General features: G+C 61.9%; 17 protein-coding genes, 3 tRNA genes and 1 other RNA gene. 9 read left to right on the top strand and 12 right to left on the bottom strand.

The annotated features are described in order from the left end of the window. From PG883_RS11755 to PG883_RS11705, 11 genes are all read right to left on the bottom strand, one after another. Positions 1–450, bottom strand: coding sequence for a hypothetical protein (locus tag PG883_RS11755; protein ID WP_041212878.1), 450 nt, complete (start codon positions 448–450; stop codon positions 1–3). A gap of 118 nt (positions 451–568) precedes the next feature. Beyond that, on the bottom strand, positions 569–1054 hold the full coding sequence (locus tag PG883_RS11750; RefSeq protein ID WP_010674393.1) for a YqhA family protein: 486 nt from the start codon (positions 1052–1054) through the stop codon (positions 569–571). An 82-nt stretch (positions 1055–1136) separates the two neighbouring features. Beyond that, a complete protein-coding gene (locus PG883_RS11745) occupies positions 1137–1838 on the bottom strand; it encodes a peptidase (protein WP_010674394.1) in 702 nt (233 codons plus the stop codon). A gap of 31 nt (positions 1839–1869) precedes the next feature. Further along, positions 1870–2670 (bottom strand): transglutaminase family protein, encoded by an 801-nt coding sequence (locus tag PG883_RS11740; protein WP_010674395.1) that lies wholly within the window; start codon positions 2668–2670, stop codon positions 1870–1872. Then, positions 2667–3593: an alpha-E domain-containing protein gene (locus PG883_RS11735; RefSeq protein WP_041212880.1), complete on the bottom strand. Its 927-nt coding sequence runs from the start codon at positions 3591–3593 to the stop codon at positions 2667–2669. The genes PG883_RS11740 and PG883_RS11735 overlap by 4 nt, the downstream gene beginning before the upstream one ends. Next, on the bottom strand, positions 3587–5023 hold the full coding sequence (locus PG883_RS11730) for a circularly permuted type 2 ATP-grasp protein (RefSeq protein ID WP_041212881.1): 1437 nt from the start codon (positions 5021–5023) through the stop codon (positions 3587–3589). The genes PG883_RS11735 and PG883_RS11730 overlap by 7 nt, the downstream gene beginning before the upstream one ends. Before the next feature lie 349 nt (positions 5024–5372). Then, a complete protein-coding gene (locus PG883_RS11725; protein WP_202007183.1) occupies positions 5373–6212 on the bottom strand; it encodes an oxidoreductase in 840 nt (279 codons plus the stop codon). Further along, entirely contained in the window at positions 6209–6343 is a 135-nt protein-coding gene (locus PG883_RS11720; protein WP_257707510.1) for a hypothetical protein, read from the bottom strand. Before PG883_RS11720 ends, PG883_RS11725 begins: the two co-directional genes overlap by 4 nt. A 178-nt stretch (positions 6344–6521) precedes the next feature. Further along, complete coding sequence (locus PG883_RS11715; protein WP_202007181.1) at positions 6522–7532, bottom strand: AraC family transcriptional regulator; 1011 nt, start codon at positions 7530–7532, stop codon at positions 6522–6524. Positions 7533–7705: 173 nt separating this feature from the next. Beyond that, a tRNA-Asn gene (locus tag PG883_RS11710) sits at positions 7706–7781 on the bottom strand. Between the two features lie 2 nt (positions 7782–7783). Beyond that, a tRNA-Asn gene (locus tag PG883_RS11705) sits at positions 7784–7859 on the bottom strand. 551 nt (positions 7860–8410) lie between these two features. Between PG883_RS11705 and dauA the strand changes: the two genes are divergently transcribed. The 3 genes from dauA (at position 8411) to PG883_RS11690 (ending at position 10857) form a co-directional block, all read left to right on the top strand. Continuing rightward, the gene (gene dauA / locus PG883_RS11700; protein WP_202007160.1) at positions 8411–10147 is read left to right on the top strand and encodes a C4-dicarboxylic acid transporter DauA; all 1737 of its coding nucleotides are present in this window, start codon (positions 8411–8413) and stop codon (positions 10145–10147) included. A 270-nt stretch (positions 10148–10417) separates the two neighbouring features. Next, positions 10418–10505: transfer RNA gene (locus PG883_RS11695), tRNA-Ser, on the top strand. Positions 10506–10728: 223 nt separating this feature from the next. Next, positions 10729–10857, top strand: a non-coding RNA gene (locus PG883_RS11690) — RtT sRNA. A gap of 91 nt (positions 10858–10948) precedes the next feature. Here PG883_RS11690 and alr read toward each other — a convergent pair. Then, positions 10949–12061, bottom strand: coding sequence for an alanine racemase (alr, locus tag PG883_RS11685; protein ID WP_270807225.1), 1113 nt, complete (start codon positions 12059–12061; stop codon positions 10949–10951). Positions 12062–13122: 1061 nt separating this feature from the next. On the opposite strand from alr, the gene hybO reads away from it, so the two are divergent. The 6 genes from hybO to hybE are packed head-to-tail and all read left to right on the top strand — an operon-like array spanning position 13123 to position 19218. Then, positions 13123–14256: a hydrogenase 2 small subunit gene (hybO, locus tag PG883_RS11680; protein ID WP_041212906.1), complete on the top strand. Its 1134-nt coding sequence runs from the start codon at positions 13123–13125 to the stop codon at positions 14254–14256. Positions 14257–14258: 2 nt separating this feature from the next. After that, positions 14259–15296, top strand: a complete 1038-nt coding sequence (gene hybA / locus PG883_RS11675; RefSeq protein WP_236758370.1) for a hydrogenase 2 operon protein HybA — start codon at positions 14259–14261, stop codon at positions 15294–15296. Further along, positions 15289–16476: a Ni/Fe-hydrogenase cytochrome b subunit gene (gene hybB, locus PG883_RS11670; protein ID WP_202007156.1), complete on the top strand. Its 1188-nt coding sequence runs from the start codon at positions 15289–15291 to the stop codon at positions 16474–16476. The genes hybA and hybB overlap by 8 nt, the downstream gene beginning before the upstream one ends. Continuing rightward, positions 16473–18176: a hydrogenase 2 large subunit gene (hybC, locus tag PG883_RS11665; protein ID WP_202007154.1), complete on the top strand. Its 1704-nt coding sequence runs from the start codon at positions 16473–16475 to the stop codon at positions 18174–18176. Before hybB ends, hybC begins: the two co-directional genes overlap by 4 nt. After that, positions 18176–18706, top strand: a complete 531-nt coding sequence (locus tag PG883_RS11660; protein ID WP_202007152.1) for a HyaD/HybD family hydrogenase maturation endopeptidase — start codon at positions 18176–18178, stop codon at positions 18704–18706. The genes hybC and PG883_RS11660 overlap by 1 nt, the downstream gene beginning before the upstream one ends. Next, positions 18688–19218, top strand: coding sequence for a hydrogenase-2 assembly chaperone (gene hybE / locus PG883_RS11655; protein WP_202007150.1), 531 nt, complete (start codon positions 18688–18690; stop codon positions 19216–19218). Before PG883_RS11660 ends, hybE begins: the two co-directional genes overlap by 19 nt. The last annotated feature ends 9 nt before the right edge of the window (positions 19219–19227 follow it).

The following is a 19227-nucleotide window of genomic DNA, read 5'->3' as shown; positions in this document are numbered from 1 at the left end:
TCAGGTGCGCCATTTCAAGATGGTCCAGCGCCAGGCGTGGCGCAGCACCAGGGGCGTCAACGCGAGGGCGCTCAGCCAGTGGGCCCAGCTGGCAAGGTTGCCGAGGCTATCCCCCGGGGTGCCGTGCAGCACCAGCACCAGTCCGCTTGCCAGACAGACCAGCAGCAAGGCTTCGATGATGCGCCCCGTGGTGCGCAGAAAAGGCTTGCGGCTTTTGCGCAGCAGGCTGCGATGGGAGAGCCAGAAGGCGCCAAACAGCAAGGGGAACAGGGTGAGCGAGAGGGCGACGTGCAAAAACAGGTTCCAGCGTGCCAGGGACCAGGTCGGCGTCAGGGGTTCCCACAGCAGCAGGCCGGAGAAAAACATCAGATAAAGAGCACCCTCGGCCGCCTGATGGTGATAGGCCAGCCACTGCCAGCAGTGTCGTGGTGAGAGGGAAAGACTCGTCATGGGTGCTCCAGCTCCCGGGCGGTTCAGCCCGGGGCGAGCAAGTTTACAATGCAGTAAGGGTAATGAAAAGAGTTATCAATTCGGCTCTTGATGAATAGACCCTGAATGGCGCCGGGCCCTATTTGTGCTCCGCCAGCCGCTCGGTCACCGCATAGATAAGTGCCGCGGTGGAGAAGGCGAGGAAGACGATGACCGACCACTTCATCTCGATCTCGTTGCCGGTGCCGTCGTCAAGGAAGGCTTTGAGCACCTCGATGCCGGCGATGGTCACCAGAGAGTTGATGACGATGAGCTTGAGGGACGCGAAGTTGATCTTGCTGAGCCAGTTGTCGCCGAGGGCCGCTCGCTGCTCCGGGGTCTTGATGAACTGCACGTAGCCGCAGATGGCCACCAGGATCAGCATCTGGGCCACCAGCACGAAGTCCACCAGGGTGAGTACCCCCGTGATGAGATCCAGATAGTGGATGTCGATGATGTCGCGGCACAGCACATAGAGCTGCATGGCGAACTTCACCATCAGGAGGGCGACACAGATAAGGATGCAGACATAGAAGGGGAACATCATCAACCGGCTGCCGTTGAGCATGACGTTGAAGCGGCGCATGGGAAACTCCATCGAAAAGGAAGGCAGCCAGAATATCCGGAAAGAAAGGAGCGGGAAAGCGCCTTGGCGCCTCCCGCCCGGCCTAGAGGGGGAAAGTGGGCAGGCCCTGGAACAACTGCTGCAACCCCTCGCCCCAGGCCTTTCGCAGCGCCACGAAATGGGGGTTCTGTTCGGTGATGCGGTGCTGGTTCGTCGCCGAGAAGCTGCCCTCGTGATAGACCAGGGCATCCAGGGGCAAGCCCACCGACAGATTGCTGCGCAGGGTCGAGTCGATGGAGATGAGGGCGCACTGCAATGCGGTCTGAAGCGGCGTCTCATGGTGGATGATGCGATCGATGATGGGTTTGCCGTACTTGCTCTCACCAATCTGGAAGTAGGGGGTGTCGGCGCTCGCCTCGATGAAGTTGCCCTCCGGATAGATGTGGAACAGGCGGTGGCGCTCCCCCCGGATCTGCCCCCCCAGCAGGATGTTGCAGCCGAAGTTGATATGGCCCTGCTGCTGACCCCCATCCCGGCTGATGACGGTGCGTATGGTCTGGCCGATGAGGGCGGCAGCCTCGTAGAGGCTGGGGAGGGCAAGGAGCTCCTGCCCCTCCGTCAGCAGGCTGATGACGCTCTGGGTGGTGGCCAGATTGCCCGCGCTTTGCAGCACTATCACCCTGTCCTCCCGGGTGAAGAGGTGCAATTTGCGGAAGGTGGCGATGTGATCCACCCCCGCATTGGTGCGCGAGTCGGACGCAAACACCATGCCGTCTTGCAGGCACATGGCGACGCAATAGGTCATGACCGCGCTCCCGCCAGGACTCTCCCGGTCTTCATTGCTGCTGTCCATCCAGGCGGGTCACCTGCGCCTGGCTCTGCAGCTGCTCGCACCCGCCGCCATAGCGCACGCCGCGCACCGGACAGGCATCCAGATAATCCATGCCGACTGCGAGCTTGAGGTGCTCGCTGGTGGAGCTGGTGAGGTTGGTGACGTCGAACGTGTGCCAGCGCTCCTCGATCCACACCTCGGCCCAGGCGTGCATCGCCACGTGGCTGTTGTCCTGGCTGTAGAGGTAACCGCTCACGTACCGGGCCGGCAGGCCGGCGTGGCGGCAGCAGGTCAGGAAGACATGGGTGTGGTCCTGACAGACGCCGCTGCCCGAAGCAAGTGCCTCGTCGGCGCTGAAGGTGGCATCCGTGCTGCCGGGCTGATAGGGCATCAGCACCAGGATGCGTGCCATCAGGCTCTGCAAGTCGGCCAGGGTCGGCTCCTCTGGCAGGCAGGCCTTCGCGAGATCCTGCAGGGCCGGGGTCGGTCGGGTGAGGGGGGTGGGCCTCAGGTAGCTCAGGGGAGAGATGAGGGAGGACTCCTCATCTTCCGGGGCGTCGTCGCAGATCTCCACCTCCCCGTGGGCGCGGATCAGGATCCCCTCGTGGGGGGACTCCAGGCTTAGCACATGCAGTATGTTGCCGTAACCGTCCGTGGTGCAGGTGGCCTCCCCCGGCAGCTCCAGCTCCCAGGAGAGGATCTGCTGGCGGGCCGTGCTGTGGGGGGTCAGGCGCAGGTACTGGGTGCTGCGGCGCACCACGTCGGCATAGTGGTAGCGGGTCTGGTGATCGATGATGAGTCTCATAATACCTCCAGGTAGGCGGCGTGGATGCTCTGGCCGATGGCGCCGATGTCGCTGAGGAAATCACTCAGGTACTCCTGCATGCCGAGGGCAAAGACATCGTCGATGGCGCCATAGGTCAGATGGGCGTTGAGTATGGTGGTCAGGCGCCGGGGCGTCTGACCGGCGTTGCCCTCGATCTGGGCAAGGATCAGCTCCATCTCGTCGAGACAGGCCCGCAGGGAGCGCGGCACGTCATTGCGCAGGATCAGCAGCTCGGCGATGGAGGCATGGGAGAGCGTCTTGTAGAGGGTCTGGTGGGCCTCGTAAGCGCCCACTGACCGCAACAGGGCGTTCCAGCGGTAGAACTCGCGCACGCTGTCCTCGTCCTCCCGGATCACCTGATACTTCACGGTCAGGATGCGTGCCGTGTTGTCGGCCCGCTCGATGAAGGTGCCAAGGCGCAGGAACCAGAGCACGTCACCGCGCATGATGGTGCCATAGGTGGCGCCGCGAAACTGGTGGGAGCGCTCCTTGATCCAGTCGAAGAACTCCTGGGCCTGGCCGCTGGACAGCCCCGCCTGGCGGCGTCGGCGGATCTCTATCCAGGCGGCGTTGATGCTCTCCCACACCTCACCGGGGATCTTGCCCCGCACGGCGTGGGCGTTGTCCCTGGCCATGCGCAGACAACTGAAGATGCTGCTCGGGTTCTCCTCGTCGAAGCAGAAAAATTGCAGCAGGTTCTCCATGTTCACCTGGCCGTAGCGGGCCAGGAAGGGCTCATGGGTGCCGCTGATGGTGAGAGGCGCCACCAGCTCGCTGTGATCGGCGTCGATGGAGGGCATCAGCGACATGGTCTGGGTGACGTCCAGCATGCGCGCCGTGTTCTCCGCCCGCTCCAGGTGGCGGGACATCCAGTAAAGTTCGCTTGCGGTGCGGCTCAGCATGGGCTGCCCTCCATGACCCAGGTGTCCTTGGTGCCACCACCCTGGGAGGAGTTGACCACCAGGGAGCCTTCGGTGAGGGCGACCCGAGTCAGGCCGCCCGGTACCAGGCGCAGCTCCTGCCCCGTGAGAACGAAGGGGCGCAGATCGATGTGGCGGGGGGCGATACCGGCGTCGACGAAGGTCGGGCAGGTGGAGAGGGAGAGGGTCGGCTGGGCGATGTAGTTGTCCGGCCGCGCCTTGAGCAGCTCGCGAAAACGGGCCAGCTCCTCGCGACTGGCGCAGGGGCCGATAAGCATGCCGTAGCCGCCGGCGCCATGGACCTCCTTGACCACCAGCTCCTCCAGATTGGCCAGCACGTGGGAGAGGGCAGCCGGCTCGCGGCACTGCCAGGTGGGCACGTTGTTGAGAATGGGATCTTCCCCCAGATAGAAGCGGATCATCTCCGGCACATAGGGGTAGATGGACTTGTCATCCGCCACCCCGGTGCCGATGGCATTGGCCAGTACCACGCCGCCGGCGCGGTAGACCGAGAGCAGCCCGGGCACGCCGATGAGGGAGTCCGGGTTGAAGGCGAGGGGATCGAGGAAGTCGTCGTCGATGCGGCGATAGATGACATCCACCCTTTTCAGCCCCGTGGTGGTGCGCATCAGCACCTGGCCATCCTTGACCACCAGATCCGCGCTCTCCACCAGCTCCACCCCCATCTGCTGGGCGAGGAAGCTGTGCTCGAAGTAGGCGCTGTTGAAGCGTCCCGGGGTCATCACCACCACGCAGGGGTTGTCCACAGGGCTGCTCTCGCGCAGGGTCTGCAGCAACAGGGCCGGGTAGCGCTCCACCGGGGCGATGGGCTGGTTGTGAAACAGCTCCGGGAAGAGGCGCATCATCATCTTGCGGTTCTCCAGCATGTAGGAGACCCCGGAGGGGGTGCGCAGGTTGTCCTCCAGCACATAGTACTCACCGTCGTGGTTGCGGATGATGTCGACCCCGGTGATGTGGACATAGGTGTCCCGGTGCAGGTCGACCCCCTGCATGCAGGGCTGGTACTGGGCATTGGTGAGGATCTGGGCGGCCGGGATCACCCCCGCCTTCAGGATGCGCTGATCGTGATAGATGTCGTGCAGAAAGGCGTTGAGGGCGGTGACCCGCTGGCGGATCCCCAGATCCAGGTGTTGCCACTCCCGGGCGGGAATGATGCGGGGAATGCTGTCGAACGGGATGAGGCGCTCGGCGCCGTCCCCGTCTCCGTAGACGTTGAAGGTGATGCCGACCCGGCGAAACAGCAGGTCGGCCTCCTCGCGCTTGCGCTCTATGCTCTTCTCGTCGGTCTGGTGCAGCCACGAGAGGTAGGCGTGGTAATGATCGCGAAACTGGTTGTCGGTGAGCAGCATCTCGTCGTAACAACCGGGTCCGGGGGGCTTGATGGGCAGCATAGGCAACTCCTTGTGACGTCCCTGCGTACATCACAAAGTGCAAGGGCTGTGCCAGCCAATTGAGTCGCTATCGAGGCCAGTGTCAGTAATTTTTCATTCAAAAATCATATGGATGACTTTTATGTCATCACGGGGCAAGGCAGGGCGCACCAGAGTGGTACCCCATAGAGGGTAAGCCTGCGCTATCTTGTGGCAACAGGCCATGAGGGCAAGGGACGGGCGCAGCGGGATGCGGGGGTGGAAGGCGAGCGCCCTTGCCCCGAGGTGGGGCAGGGGGTAAGAAAGAACCCGGCCGATGGCCGGGCTTTCAGGCGCAAGCCTATCCTGGGTGAGGTGTCGGTGGACTGGGTCAGCCGCGTTGGTGCGGGATCCCTGTAGCAAGGCGCATGAAGCGGTCAAATGCACGATCCGGCAACAAGCGGCGCAGGAAGATCATCGGCCTGGCCCCAAAACCAACGGCATAGCGGGTCTTGGGGCGACGGGTCTGGACCGCCTTGGCGATGGTATCCGCGATGAGTTCCGGCGGGGACTGGCGCTGGCGGCTGGCGCGTCCGATCATGGACTCCCCCATGGGGAGGGCCTGGTGACCATAAGGCCCCTCGCCGGAGACCTCGCGCAGTTTTTGCGCGGCAATGTCGGCCCACTCGGTCTTGATGCCACCCGGTTCTACCACTACTACATTGATGCCAAAGGGTTCCACCTCCATGCGAAGGCAATCGCTGATGGCCTCCAGTGCGAACTTGGTTCCGTGGTACCAGGCTCCTAGCGGGGTGTGGATCTTGCCGCCCATGGAGGTGATGTTGACTATGGTGCCAGTCTGTCGGGCGCGCATGTGGGGCAGCACCAGCTGGATGAGGCGAACGGCGGCAAACACATTGACGTCAAACTGGGTGCGCCCCTCCTCGAGAGAGACTTCTTCAACCGAGCCGTAGGAGCCATACCCGGCATTGTTGACCAGTACGTCGATCTTGCCGGTTTCGGTGATGATTCTCTCAACTCCTGCCTGCATAGATGCATCCTGGGTCACATCCATGGCGATGACGCGGATCCCCGCGTCTGTCAGGTATTGCATGCGTTCGATGCGCCGCGCTGCGGCATACACGGTGAATCCTAGAGCCTTCAGTTTCATGGCGGTGGCCGCTCCGATACCGGAGGAGGCGCCGGTGACGAGCACAACGTTTGAGTTCATATGGAAGATCCTTGAGCAAAATGAATCGCATGCGAGTCCAGAATCGGCTTGCCTGCGGTATCGATACCATATCCGACCCGTGATGCCATGGTTCTGGCAAACGGCGCCATGACGCCATCGAACTGCGCCATCCCTATTGCTTTCGAGTCAGCCTGTGCGGCGATCACCGTCCTTGACCGCGGCCCTGGCGGCGGCCAGATTGGCCGTGAAGTCGACGGCGCTAAATGCCTCCCGGCTGCCAGCGACGGCGAAGGTGGCCCCGGCGAGCAGCACGCGACGGGATTGATATGGGTGGTCATGAGGCTGACCTCAGTTGAATCGATATGACTGGCGAGTGCTTTCCAGCGTCCGCCCGGTCCAATCCTGGAATGCGCGGTAGAAGGAGTTGGGATCTTCGAAGCCAAGCAGAAAGGCTATCTCCCCTCCAGACAGGGTGGTGTGCTCAAGGTAGTGGCAGGCGAGCCTTCTTCGCGTCTCGCTGACCATGGCTCGAAAGTTTTCCCCTTCCTCTTCCAGCCGGCGTTGCAGGGTTCTCTTGCTCATGCCCAGGCGACTTGCCGCCACCTCAATGGTGGCCGAGTTGCTTGGCAAGAGCTCGAGCAGAACGGCATGCACCCGCTCCGCCGTGGTGGCGGCAGAGTCCATTTCGCACAACTGGCGACGCAGCTCGGGCTCGAAGGCTCGCCACATCCCCTCGTTGCTCGTGAGAAAGGGGCGCAGCACGTCCACGGCAGAAAACGTAATGCTGGCATGGGTTCCAAGTGTGATGGCGGTGCCGAAGAAGCGCTCGTAGCGCTGCAGTGCCTTTCCAGCAGGGAGCGCAGGCAGTGTCACTCGCACGGCACAGATCGCCTCACGTGTGGCGATCTGTGCCAGTCGGACAAAGAAGGCGAGTTCCACCACCTGCAGGGAGACCGGGACCTCGGTGTGCCCTCCTTGCCAGCGAGGGGAGAGCGTCATCTCTCCCCAGGAGCCTACCGAGATCTCGAGGCTCATGGGGGCAACGAGCGCCTTGTATTTGGCCAGCCGCTGGACAGCCCGCATCAGATCCGGGCTGCACAGGGCGGCAAACAAGGGGGGACTGAAGACTTCGCTGGAAACGGTCTCGATGAGCCGCAAGGGAAACAGGACGTCATTGGCTTCCTGCTCCAGCGCCCGCCAGAAACGGAAATACTCATCGGTGGTCAACCCATGATTCTCGCGCGACAACGTGTCTTCCGGCAGCAGTGCCCTGCGCAAGACATGCCTGGATGGCAGGCCAAGGTCTTTGAGCAGTAGCTGCCATCCGACGTCCAGGGAAAAGTGAGATTTGTGTGCCATGCGTGCGCCTTTGCCGTGCGAGGTGAAGTCAGTGCTAGCGGAATGAGGACCAGTATAGGGGGCAGGGCGAGAGCATTGACATGCAAAAGGCGCCAATGTGGTGGCATTGGATGCCAGAGACAGGCAAAACAAAAAGGCCCGATCTTGCGATCGGGCCTTTGAGGCATGGAATATGGCTCCCTCGACAGGACTTGAACCTGTGACATACGGATTAACAGTCCGCCGTTCTACCGACTGAACTACGAGGGAATTGGCTCCTCCTACTGGACTTGAACCAGTGACATACGGATTAACAGTCCGCCGTTCTACCGACTGAACTAAGGAGGAATTGCCTGTCTCGTCGAGACGCAGCGGATATTAATGATCCCCCGGACGGGTGTCAACCCGCCACTCCACGGAAAAAGGGCTTTTCGGCCCGTTTGCCCAAAACTTGGGCGCTGTGGACTATTTTCAGCACAATCAGCAGCTTGAGATGCCCTGCCTGCGGCCACGGTCGGGCTGGCGATGAAGGTGCCATCGGCCTGGAGGGGGCGAGGCAATGGATAAGCCGATCATGGCGGGAACCGATGAAAATCGGCGATGTCGCCCCTGTCGATGGGCTTGCCTCTGAGGTGTGGGGGATGCGAGGGAGGTGCCGGTTCGCGATGACCAGGGATCTATTAAAGGAATGGCAGGGAAAATCGGCGATATGCGAGCTATCGATGACAATAATGCGGGGTAATGGCCATTTCTTGATCCTGCCCATCGAATTATCTGGCCGGGTTGGGTATGGTTGCCTTCGATACCATCGCCGCGTCGACAGCTCTGCCGGCCCTTGATGATGATCGGGTGCCGGTTCACCCCGGCCTTTGTCTCCCTCTTCTGGTATTACCCTAGACATGCACAATCAAGCTTCCTTACAAGGCGTGAAGCTGGCCATCGCATTGCGCCAATCCTGCATCGACGAACCCTACAGCGTGGCGCGCTTTGGCCGCGACCTCATCGCCGGCATCACGGTCGGCATCATCGCCATTCCCCTTGCCATGGCACTGGCCATCGCCAGTGGGGTGCCGCCCCAGCACGGGCTCTATACCGCCATCATCGCCGGCACCGTCATCGCCGTGACCGGGGGATCCCGCTTCTCCATTTCTGGCCCCACCGCCGCCTTCGTGGTGATCCTCTACCCGGTGGCCCAGCAATTCGGCGTGGGCGGCTTGTTGATGGCCACTCTCATCTCGGGCTGTTTCCTGGTGGCCATGGGCATGGCGCGTCTCGGGCGCCTCATCGAGTACATTCCCCCCTCGGTGACCCTGGGGTTCACCGGTGGTATCGCCATCGTCATCGCCACCCTGCAGATCAAGGATTTCTTCGGCCTGCAGGTCGTGGAGATGCCGGAAACCTATCTGGGCAAGGTGCAGGCGCTGGCCCATGCCCTGCCAAGCTGGCAGTGGGGGGACACCCTCGTCGGGGTGGCGACCCTGGCGGTGCTGCTGTTCTGGCCGAGATTGCGCCTGCCGGTCCCCGGCCATCTGCCCGCCGTGCTGGTGGGGGTGGGGCTCGGGTTTGGTCTGCACCAGTTCGGGGTGGACGTCGCCACCATCGGCAGCAAGTTCAGCTATACCTTGGCCGACGGCAGTCAGGGCATGGGTATTCCCCCCATCGCGCCGACCCTGGTGATGCCCTGGGCGCTGCCGGGGCCGGACGGGGCGCCGGTGGAGTGGAATCTCGCCGCCATCGAGCGGCTGCTGCCCGCCGCCTTCTCCATGGCCATGCTGGGGGCCATCGAATCCCTGCTCTGCGCCGTGGTGCTGGACGGCATGACGGGTCGCAAGCACAGCTCCAATGGCGAGCTGCTGGGGCAGGGGCTCGGCAACATACTGGCGCCCTTCTTCGGCGGCATCACGGCGACGGCCGCCATCGCCCGCTCCGCCGCCAACGTGCGGGCCGGGGCCACTTCTCCCATCTCCGGTATCGTCCATGCGCTGGTGGTGCTGGCCGCCATCCTGGTGCTGGCGCCCTGGCTCTCCTGGTTGCCGCTCTCTGCCATGGCCGCCCTGTTGCTGCTGGTGGCCTGGAACATGAGCGAGGCCCACAAGGTGGTGGATCTGGTGCGCCGGGCGCCCAAATCCGATGTACTGGTGCTGCTGGTCTGCCTGTCGCTGACCGTCATCTTCGACATGGTCATCGCCATCACCTTCGGGGTGATCCTGGCCTCTTTGCTGTTCATGCGCGAGATAGCCAAGATGACCAGGCTGCACAACCTGGCGGATCACAAGCGCTATGCCAGCGAGGTGTCCCCCTCGACCCTTGTCTACAAGATCAACGGGCCACTGTTCTTTGCCGCCGCCGAGCGGGTCTTTGACGAGTTGCTTGCCCAGGTGAAGGACCACAAGGAGTTGATCCTGCAAATGGAGGCGGTCTCCATCCTGGATGCTGGCGGTCTCACCGCCTTCCAGCAGTTCGCAAAACGCATGGCCAAGGCGGGGGTCCGTCTCAAGGTGGCTGAATTGCAATTCCAGCCCCTCAAGACCCTGGCGCGGGCCAAGGTGCGTCCGGTGGCGGGAGAGCTGGAGTTCTACGGCTCGCTGGAAGAGGCGATTCGAGGAGAACATTTGCACGAAGCGGTTGAAAATTGATGGAAAGGGATAGGAAATGGCATATTTTTAGTCACTTGGTTCGCTTATTGAGCAAACAGTGGCAAAAGATAAAAAATTGCATTGACCGCCTCGCGCCTATCCCTTACATTACGCCCCGTTCCAGCGCAACGGCGCAGCGAATTCGTGTTGGCTGAACACGTTAAAGCACAGACCAAAATTGGGTGCGGTGTCCGAGTGGCTGCCCACCGACGAAGTCGGCAAGATGCACGCGCAGCGTGCTCAGAAAGCCACTTCAAGCAGTGAAAATTTGGTGAGGTGTCCGAGTGGCTGAAGGAGCACGCCTGGAAAGTGTGTATACGGCAACGTATCGAGGGTTCGAATCCCTCCCTCACCGCCAAATAAAACAAAAGGCCCCGTCGAAAGACGGGGCCTTTTGTTTTATCCGGTGATGGGCGGCTCGGTTCGGGCCCTGGTTCGAGAGGCGGGCAGGATAGCCCGCATGGACGGCCAGAGGCCGTCCGCAGGGCGAGCGCCAGAGACGGCGCGAGTCGCTCCTGACCCATCCTCAGATGTCAGAACCGGCCAGATGGTCGGTTTTTTGCTTTGGGGAAGCGTCATCAGCTCATCTCGAAGAGGGAGGGTGAGAATCCTCGTCGGGTTCGAGCAGAGCAGCTTGCCGGGATGAACGGCCGCAGGCCGCCCCGAAGGGGTGAGCCACGCAGCGGTGAATCATCCCTCCCTCACCGCCAAATAAAACAAAAGGCCCCGTCGAAAGACGGGGCCTTTTGTTTATCAAGGGCTGGTTTGACACTTCTCTGTGGCCGGTCTCAGACCGCTTGCTCAGGCCAGCTTCAACATCGGCATCTGTTCGCGTTTGTCACAGTGCGTCAGATGGACCCGGCTGGTCAGGCGGGTCAGCAGCTCGTAGGGGATGGTGCCTATCTTTTCGGCCACCTGTTCCACCGGCAACCCTTCCCCCCACAGCGTCACCTCGTCTCCCACCTTGTCGCTGGCCGCCGGCCCCAGATCGACGGTGATCATGTCCATGGAAACCCGACCCACGATGGGCACCCGGCGGCCATTGATCAGCATGGGGGTACCTTCGGGCGCCATGCGGGGGTAACCATCGCCATATCCCGCGGCCACCACGCCGAGGGTAGTATTTCGATCCGCCACCCAGTGTCCTCCATAGCCGACCGCCTCGCCCTGCTGGCAGGCGCGGGTGGCGATGAGCTGGCTCTTGAGATTCATGACCGGGCGCAGGTCATGGTCGGCGGCAAGCTGACCGGTAAACGGGGAGGCGCCGTAGAGCATGAGGCCGGGTCGGATCCAGTCGCTGCGCGATGCCGGCCAGGCGAGGATGCCGGCGGAGTTGGCCATGGCCCGCTCGCCCGGCAGATGAGCAGAGAGGCGGTTGAATTCCTCGATCTGCAGCCGGGTGGCCTGGGTATCCTGCTCATCGGACTGGCTGAAGTGCGTCATCAGATGGAACGGCTGCACCACGTTGCGACAATGGCTCAGCCGCTCGATGAAGGCGGGCAGCTCCAGGGTGCGCAGCCCGAGCCGGTTCATTCCGGTATCGAGCTTGAGCCACACCTTGATGGGGGCGGGCAGACTGGCCTGCTCGAGCAGTGCCAGCTGCTCCCAGGTATGCAAGGTGGTTTGCAGTTCGTGTTTCGCCAGCAGCGGCAGCGCCTCGGCACTGAAGAAGCCTCCCAGCACCAGAATGGGCTTGGTGATGGCGTTGGCACGCAGCACCAGCGCCTCCTCGACCCTTGCCACCGCATAGGCATCGGCCTGGGCGAGGGCGTGGGCCACCTGCAGCAGCCCATGGCCATAGGCATTGGCCTTGAGTACCGCGATGATCTTGCTGTGGGGGGCATGGCGGCGCACCACGGTGAAATTGTGCTGGAGTGCATCGATATAGATGCTGGCCGTAACTGTGTTCATCATGGGTCGGGTGTCTGCTCGATGAGTAGTTGGCTGATGGTTTCAATCCCGATCCGGTGATCCTGGCTGCCGGGACGAGCAAACGGGGGTCACTGAATCATGTTTTTATATGCTTTAAAATGTAAAAAGATGTTATCAGTTGTTTTTTTGTTGGTAAATTATGTGGCGAATAGGAATGCGTAAATGCGCAAAATACGGAATATTCCTCGGTATAAATTTCCCTGCCAACGCTTTCTCTGGCTCCCTATCGGGCAATATTTATCACTGGTTTTTCCCCTTAAAACGGGAGGGGGATCGAGCCGTTTTCGCACATTGTTGGCGGTTTTTCGCACCGGCTGCGTGCAGGTGGGGTTGCCGACCCCTGGCCAAGGTGCGGGGAGGGGCAGGTGCATGGCAGAGGAGAAAAGCAGGCTACCAGCTCCATGGGGGGTGAAGGTGGAACTGCCGGATTAAAGAGGGCATCTCGTCGAACCGGCGAGTGGTGTACGCCACCAAGAAAGCTTGTGGCCGGCTTGGTGGCGCACGCGGCCGGAGAGACAGGTCATCCGTGGCCAGGGATGGTGAAGCATGGATGTGGGCCGGTTAATTAATCAAGCGGCGAAGATCAGCCTTGAACAGCAGGGCGGTTATTTCTTAAAAGCTGATAATAAATATCGTTTGCGCGTTCATTTTGGTTGGTGACATATAATTAAATGAAATTTAAAGGTATATGTTTTTAGCTACTTTTGACGCGGAAAAAAGCCTGTAACTGGTAGCATAAATATTGGATCAAATAGTGTGACAACGCTTTCATTCTGATTATTTAACATCACGAACTAACGGGTAATTTAAATGAATTAAATTCAATAACACGCAAAAATACCCCCTAGTGGGTATTTTGGCAGCCCACACCATGCTTTCTAAGTCTATGCTATATATGGATTTTTTAAATCCATGATGATGAGTTTTCTATTTGAATAATGTTCCGTCACTTGATGGAGATCAACATAAAGGGGGAAGGGGAGGCATAGCATTCCCGCAATTAAGCATTTGTCAAACAATGCTCACTGACGGGAATAAGAAGAATGGTCGAGGATACTTTTTTATCGGCTCATGGAATTAATCGCCGTGACTTTATGAAATTGTGCGCCGGGATGGCCGCAACCCTTGGATTAAGCCAGCATGCCGTGGCCAAGATGGCCACCGCGCTCACCAGCCCCGAGCGGCCGCCGGTGATCTGGATAGGGGCGCAGGAGTGTACCGGTTGCACTGAATCGCTGCTGCGCGCCACCCACCCCACCATCGAGAACTTGATCCTCAACACCATTTCGCTGGAGTACCACGAGGTGCTCTCGGCGGCCTTCGGTCATCAGGCCGAAGAGAACAAGCACAACGCCATGGAACGTTACAAGGGCAAGTATGTGCTGGTGGTGGATGGCTCCATCCCGCTTAAAGATGGCGGCATCTACTGCATGGTGGCTGGCGAGCCCATCGTCGACCATATTCGCCGTGCCGCCAGTGGCGCGGCCGCCGTCATCGCCATCGGCTCCTGCGCCGCCTGGGGCGGGGTGCCCGCCAGCGGTGGCAACCCGACCGGCGCCGTCAGCCTGGAAGAGGCCCTCGGCAACCTCGGCACGCCGATTATCAATATCCCGGGCTGCCCGCCCAACCCCCACAATTTCCTCACCACGGTCGCCTACTACATCACCTACGGCAAGCTGCCGGCGCTCGATGCCAAGAAGCGCCCGCTGTTTGCCTATGAGCGGCTCATCCACGAAAACTGCGAGCGCCGTCCGCACTTCGATGCCGGCCGCTTCGCCAAGGAGTTTGGCGACGAGGGTCACCGTCAGGGCTGGTGCCTCTATCACCTGGGCTGCAAGGGGCCGGAGACCTACGGCAACTGCTCGACCCTGGAGTTCTGCGACGTGGGCGGCGGCATCTGGCCGGTGGGCATAGGCCACCCCTGCTACGGCTGCAACGAGCAGGGGGTGGGGTTCAGCAAGGGGATCTTCCAGCTCGCCAAGGTGGAGAATCCCACCCCGCGGGTGAACAAGCCCGACGTGGCCATCCAGGAGGGAGGACACATGTCGCCCACCGCCACCGGCCTTATCGGTGGGGCGCTCGGGGTGCTGGTCGGGGTGAGTCTGATGACGGTGCGCGAGCTCGGTCGCCAGCAGAAGCGCCATGAAGCCGGGCAGCACACCTCACGGGAGGAGTGACCGTGAACAGACGCAACTTCCTCAAATTCGCCTCCGTCGGTGCGCTGGCGGCGGGCACCACCGTTTCCGGCACCGCGCTGGCGGCGGCCGAGAACAAGCCGCCCATTCCCGGTGCGCTCGGCATGCTCTACGACTCCACCCTCTGCATCGGCTGCCAGGCCTGTGTGGCTGAGTGTCAGCGCCTCAACGGCAACCCGGCCAATCCGGCCGGGGAAGCGACCTGGTCCAACAACGACAAGCTGAGCCCCTACACCAACAACATCATTCAGGTGTGGAAGAGCGGCACGGGTGAGCACAAGGATCAGCTGGTGAATGGCTATGCCTACATCAAGAAGCAGTGCATGCACTGCGTCGATCCCAACTGCGTCTCCGTCTGCCCGGTGCAGGCGCTGACCAAGGATCCCAGGACCGGCATCGTCCACTACGACCCGGACGTCTGCACCGGCTGCCGCTACTGCATGGTGGGCTGCCCGTTCGACGTGCCCAAATATGACTACGACAACCCGTTCGGGGCGATCCACAAGTGCGAGCTCTGCAACCAGAAGGGGCTTGAGCGCATCGAGCAGGGCAAATTGCCCGGCTGCGTCGAGGTGTGCCCCACCGGCGCCGTCATCTTCGGCACCCGCGAGGCGCTGATGGCCGAGGCCAAGCGCCGGCTGCTGGCGACCCCGGGCAGCGAATACGCCTACCCGCGCCAGACCTTCAGCGCCAACGATCCCTACCTGCACGAGGTGCCCAACTACCAGCCTTACGTCTATGGCGAGAAGGAGGGGGGCGGCACCCAGGTGCTGGTGCTGGCCGGGGTGCCCTATACCAAGCTCGACATGCCCGATCTGCCGGAGCTCTCCTCCGGGGCGCGCTCCGAGCATATCCAGCACACCCTCTACAAGGGGATGGTGCTGCCGCTGGTGGTGCTGACCGGGCTCTCGGTACTCATTCGCCGCAATGCCAAGCAGCATGGCGGGGGAGAGGGGGATGATGCCAGCCATGGCCAGAGCAAGGGTCATGGCCAGAATACGGGAGGCAAGGACCATGAGTAATCACAAGGCGCATCCGCTCGGCGGCAAGCTGGTCAGCTGGCCGGTACTGGTGCTGGCCCCCTTCGCCGTGCTGTGCGGCATGTTGATCTTGAAACGCCTCGTCTTCGGACTGGGTTCGGTCACCGATCTCAACGGGGGTTACCCCTGGGGGCTCTGGATCTCGTTCGATCTGCTGATCGGCACCGGTTTCGCCTGTGGTGGCTGGGCGCTGGCCTGGGCGGTCTACGTCTTCAACCGGGGCGAGTATCACCCCCTGGTAAGGCCGGCCCTGCTGGCGAGCCTGTTCGGCTACTCGCTGGGCGGTCTCTCCATCACCATCGATGTTGGCCGTTACTGGAACCTGCCCTATTTCTACCTGCCCGGTCACTTCAACACCTCTTCGGTGCTGTTCGAGACGGCGGTCTGCATGACCATCTACATCGGGGTGATGGCGCTGGAGTTTGCCCCCGTGCTCCTGGAGAAGTTCGGCTGGAAGACCTCCATGGCACGGCTCAACAAGATCATGTTCTTCATCCTGGCGCTGGGGGCCCTGTTGCCCACCATGCACCAATCCTCCATGGGGTCACTGATGATAGTGGCGGGGGAGAAGATCCATCCGCTCTGGCAAAGCTACGAGCTGCTGCCGGTCTTTTCGCTTCTGACCGCCTTCATCATGGGCTTCTCCATAGTCGTGTTTGAAGGTTCCCTGGTGCAGGCCGGACTGGCGGGGCGGGGGCCCAACGAGAAGTCGCTCTTCTACAAGCTGACCCAGGTGATCGACATCTTCCTGATCCTGTTCGTGGCGCTGCGCTTTGCCGAGATCGTCATCAACGACAAGTCGGAGTACCTCTCCCAGTGGAATCGCTACGCCTTGATGTTCTGGAGCGAGATCGCGCTGATGATCTTCCCGCTGCTGGTGTTCCACTGGGACAAGAGCCGCCGGGATTCGCGCATGTTGTTCCTGGGGGCTCTCAGCATGCTGCTGGGCGCCGCCCTCTGGCGACTGGACTACTCCCTGCTCGCCTTCAACCCCGGCAATGGCTACCACTACTTCCCCTCCGCGGCGGAAGTGCTGATCTCCCTGGGCTTCGTCGCCATCGAGGTGTGTGCCTATTTGCTGCTGATCCGGCTGCTGCCGGTACTGCCATCACTTGAACGTGTTCACCAAGATTATCAGGCCCGAGGGAAAGCCAACGTATGAGCCAACGTATCACCATAGACCCCATCACCCGCATCGAGGGTCACCTGCGTATCGACTGTGAAATCGAAGGCGGCGTCGTCACCAAGGCCTGGTCGTCCGGCACCATGTGGCGCGGGATGGAGGAGATCGTCAAGGGCAACGACCCGCGCGATGCCTGGATGATAGTGCAGCGCATCTGCGGGGTGTGCACCTCCATTCACGCCATCGCCTCGGTGCGGGCGGTGGAGAATGCGATCGGCGCCAAGGTGCCGGTCAATGCCCAGTACATCCGCAACCTCATCATCGCGGCCCATAACATCCACGATCACATCGTCCACTTCTATCAGCTCTCCGCGCTGGACTGGGTGGACATCACCGCCGCACTGCAGGCCGAACCGCAAAAAGCGGCGGACATGCTCAAGGGGGTATCGACCTGGTCCCTCAACAGCGCCGAGGAGCTCGCCAAGGTGCAGGAGAAGATCCGCGCCCTGGTGGCGAGCGGCCAGCTCGGCATCTTTGCCAACGGCTACTGGGGCCACAAGGCGATGAAACTGAGCCCGGAGGTGAACCTCATCGCCGTGGCCCACTATCTGCAAGCACTGGAGTGCCAGCGCGATGCCAACCGCATCGTCGCCATCCTCGGCGGCAAGACTCCCCACATCCAGAACCTGGCGGTGGGCGGGGTGGCCAACCCCATCAACCTGGATGCGCCGAGCGTGCTCAACCTGGAGCGGCTGCTCTACGTGAAGAGCTTTATCGACCGGCTCGGCGAGTTTATCGAGCAGGTCTACAAGGTGGATGCCGCCATCATAGCCGCGCACTACCCCGAGTGGCTGAACCTGGGGCAGGGGGCCAAGCACTACCTGAGCGTGCCTGAGCTGCCCACCGACGGTGACGGCGGCAGCTTCCTGATGCCCGGTGGCTACATCGAGAACGGCGATCTGGCCGGCTATCGCCCCATCGAGAGCCATCAGGATGCGTGGCTGATGGATGGCATTGCCGAGAGCAACAAGCACGCCTGGTACAAGGATGACGCCCCCCTCAAGCCATGGGAGGGCAAGACCGAGCCCAACTACACCGGCTGGCAGGATGACGGCAAGTACTCCTGGGTCAAATCCCCCACCTTCTACGGCAAGGTGGTGGAGGTGGGGCCGCTCGCAGACTTGTTGGTGAAGCTCGCCGCCAAGCACCCGGAGACGGTGGCGCACTTCGATCAGCTGAACGGTCTCTACAAGACACTCACCGGCTCTGCCATCAAGACTGAACAGCTGCACTCCACCCTGGGTCGCATCATCGGTCGTGCGGTGCGCTGCTGCGTGCTCAAAGACACCTTGTCCCATCAGTGGAAGGCGCTGGTGGACAACATCGGCAAGGGGGATGTCAGCGCCTACATCAAGACCGAGATCCCGGCGGACAAGGAGTTTCGCGGGGTGGGCTTTGAAGAGGCGCCGCGCGGTATGCTCTCCCACTGGGTAGTCATCAAGGGTGGCAAGATCGAGAACTATCAGGCGGTGGTGCCATCGACCTGGAACTCGGGTCCGCGCAACTTCAACGACGAGCCCGGCCCCTACGAGCAATCCCTGGTAGGCACCCCGGTGGCGGATCCTGCCAAGCCGCTGGAGGTGGTGCGCACCATCCACTCGTTCGACCCTTGCATGTCCTGTGCGGTGCACGTGGTGGATACCCAGAGTGGTGAAACAACTCAGGTGAAGGTGCTGTGATGAACACCCTGATCCTGGGCGTGGGCAATCTGCTGTTGAGCGATGAGGCGGTGGGGGTTCGCATCGTCGAGGTGTTGGAGCGCGACTACCGCTTCGCCCCCGGCATCGAGCTGCTCGATGGCGGCACCGCCGGCATGGAGCTGCTCGAAGCGATGGCCAGTCGCGACCACATCATACTGGCGGACGCGGTGCGCAGCGGCAATCCGCCGGGTACCGTGGTGACCCTGAAGGATGAGGAGATCCCGACCCTGTTTGGCCGTAAGATCTCCCCGCACCAACTGGGGCTGGCGGATGTGCTCTCGGCGCTGCACATGACGGGGGAATCCCCCAGGCGGCTCACCCTGATCGGGGTCGAGCCTGAATCCCTCGAGCCCCGCATCGGCCTTACTCCCGTGGTGGCGGCGGCGCTGGGGGAGGCGACGGATCGGATTTTGACCCTGCTGGCCAGCCTGGGAGCACCAGCCATCCCGCTCTCTGAGCAGGAGAAGGCCGAGCGAGCGCGGGAGGGCATATGGCGCAATCCATTGTGAATGAGGCAGTGAACGAGGCCGCGAAAGAGCCGGCGCAGGAGTTTGCCGGTTTTGCCACCAATCCCGCTCCCTTGTTGGTTGCCCAGTACGAGCGGATCGCGCAGCAAGAGATGCAGGCCCTGCCGTTCTATCACCCGGCCATGCCCATAGTGGCAGAGTGCACCCTGTTTGAAGGGCAGTGGCTTGGCTGCGTGCTCACCCCCTGGATGCTGAGCGTGGTGGTGCTGCCGGGGCCGGAGCAACTCTGGCCGGTACGCGGCAGCAGCGATCGGCTCGCCCTGCAGCTCCCCTGCGGCAACCTGACCTTTATGGTGGGGGCATTGCCAGAGACGGGGCAGTTGCTGGCCTGTTCGCTCATGTCCCCCATCGACCCGCATCTCGGCGCCGACGAGGGGCGCACGCTGGTGAGCAGCACCCTCAAGATGTTGCTCTCCTTGCCGGTGCAGCAGGGGGCTGGCGGCGTGGATCTGGGGCGCCGACGACTGTTCGGTGCCCTGCGCCGAGGTGAATGAACGAGGCGA

Source organism: Aeromonas sp. QDB25 (assembly GCF_027707725.1).
Classification (GTDB): Bacteria; Pseudomonadota; Gammaproteobacteria; order Enterobacterales; family Aeromonadaceae; genus Aeromonas; species Aeromonas caviae.
Note: the sequence above shows the minus strand (reverse complement) of the source record. Positions and strands in the feature narration are given on the sequence as shown.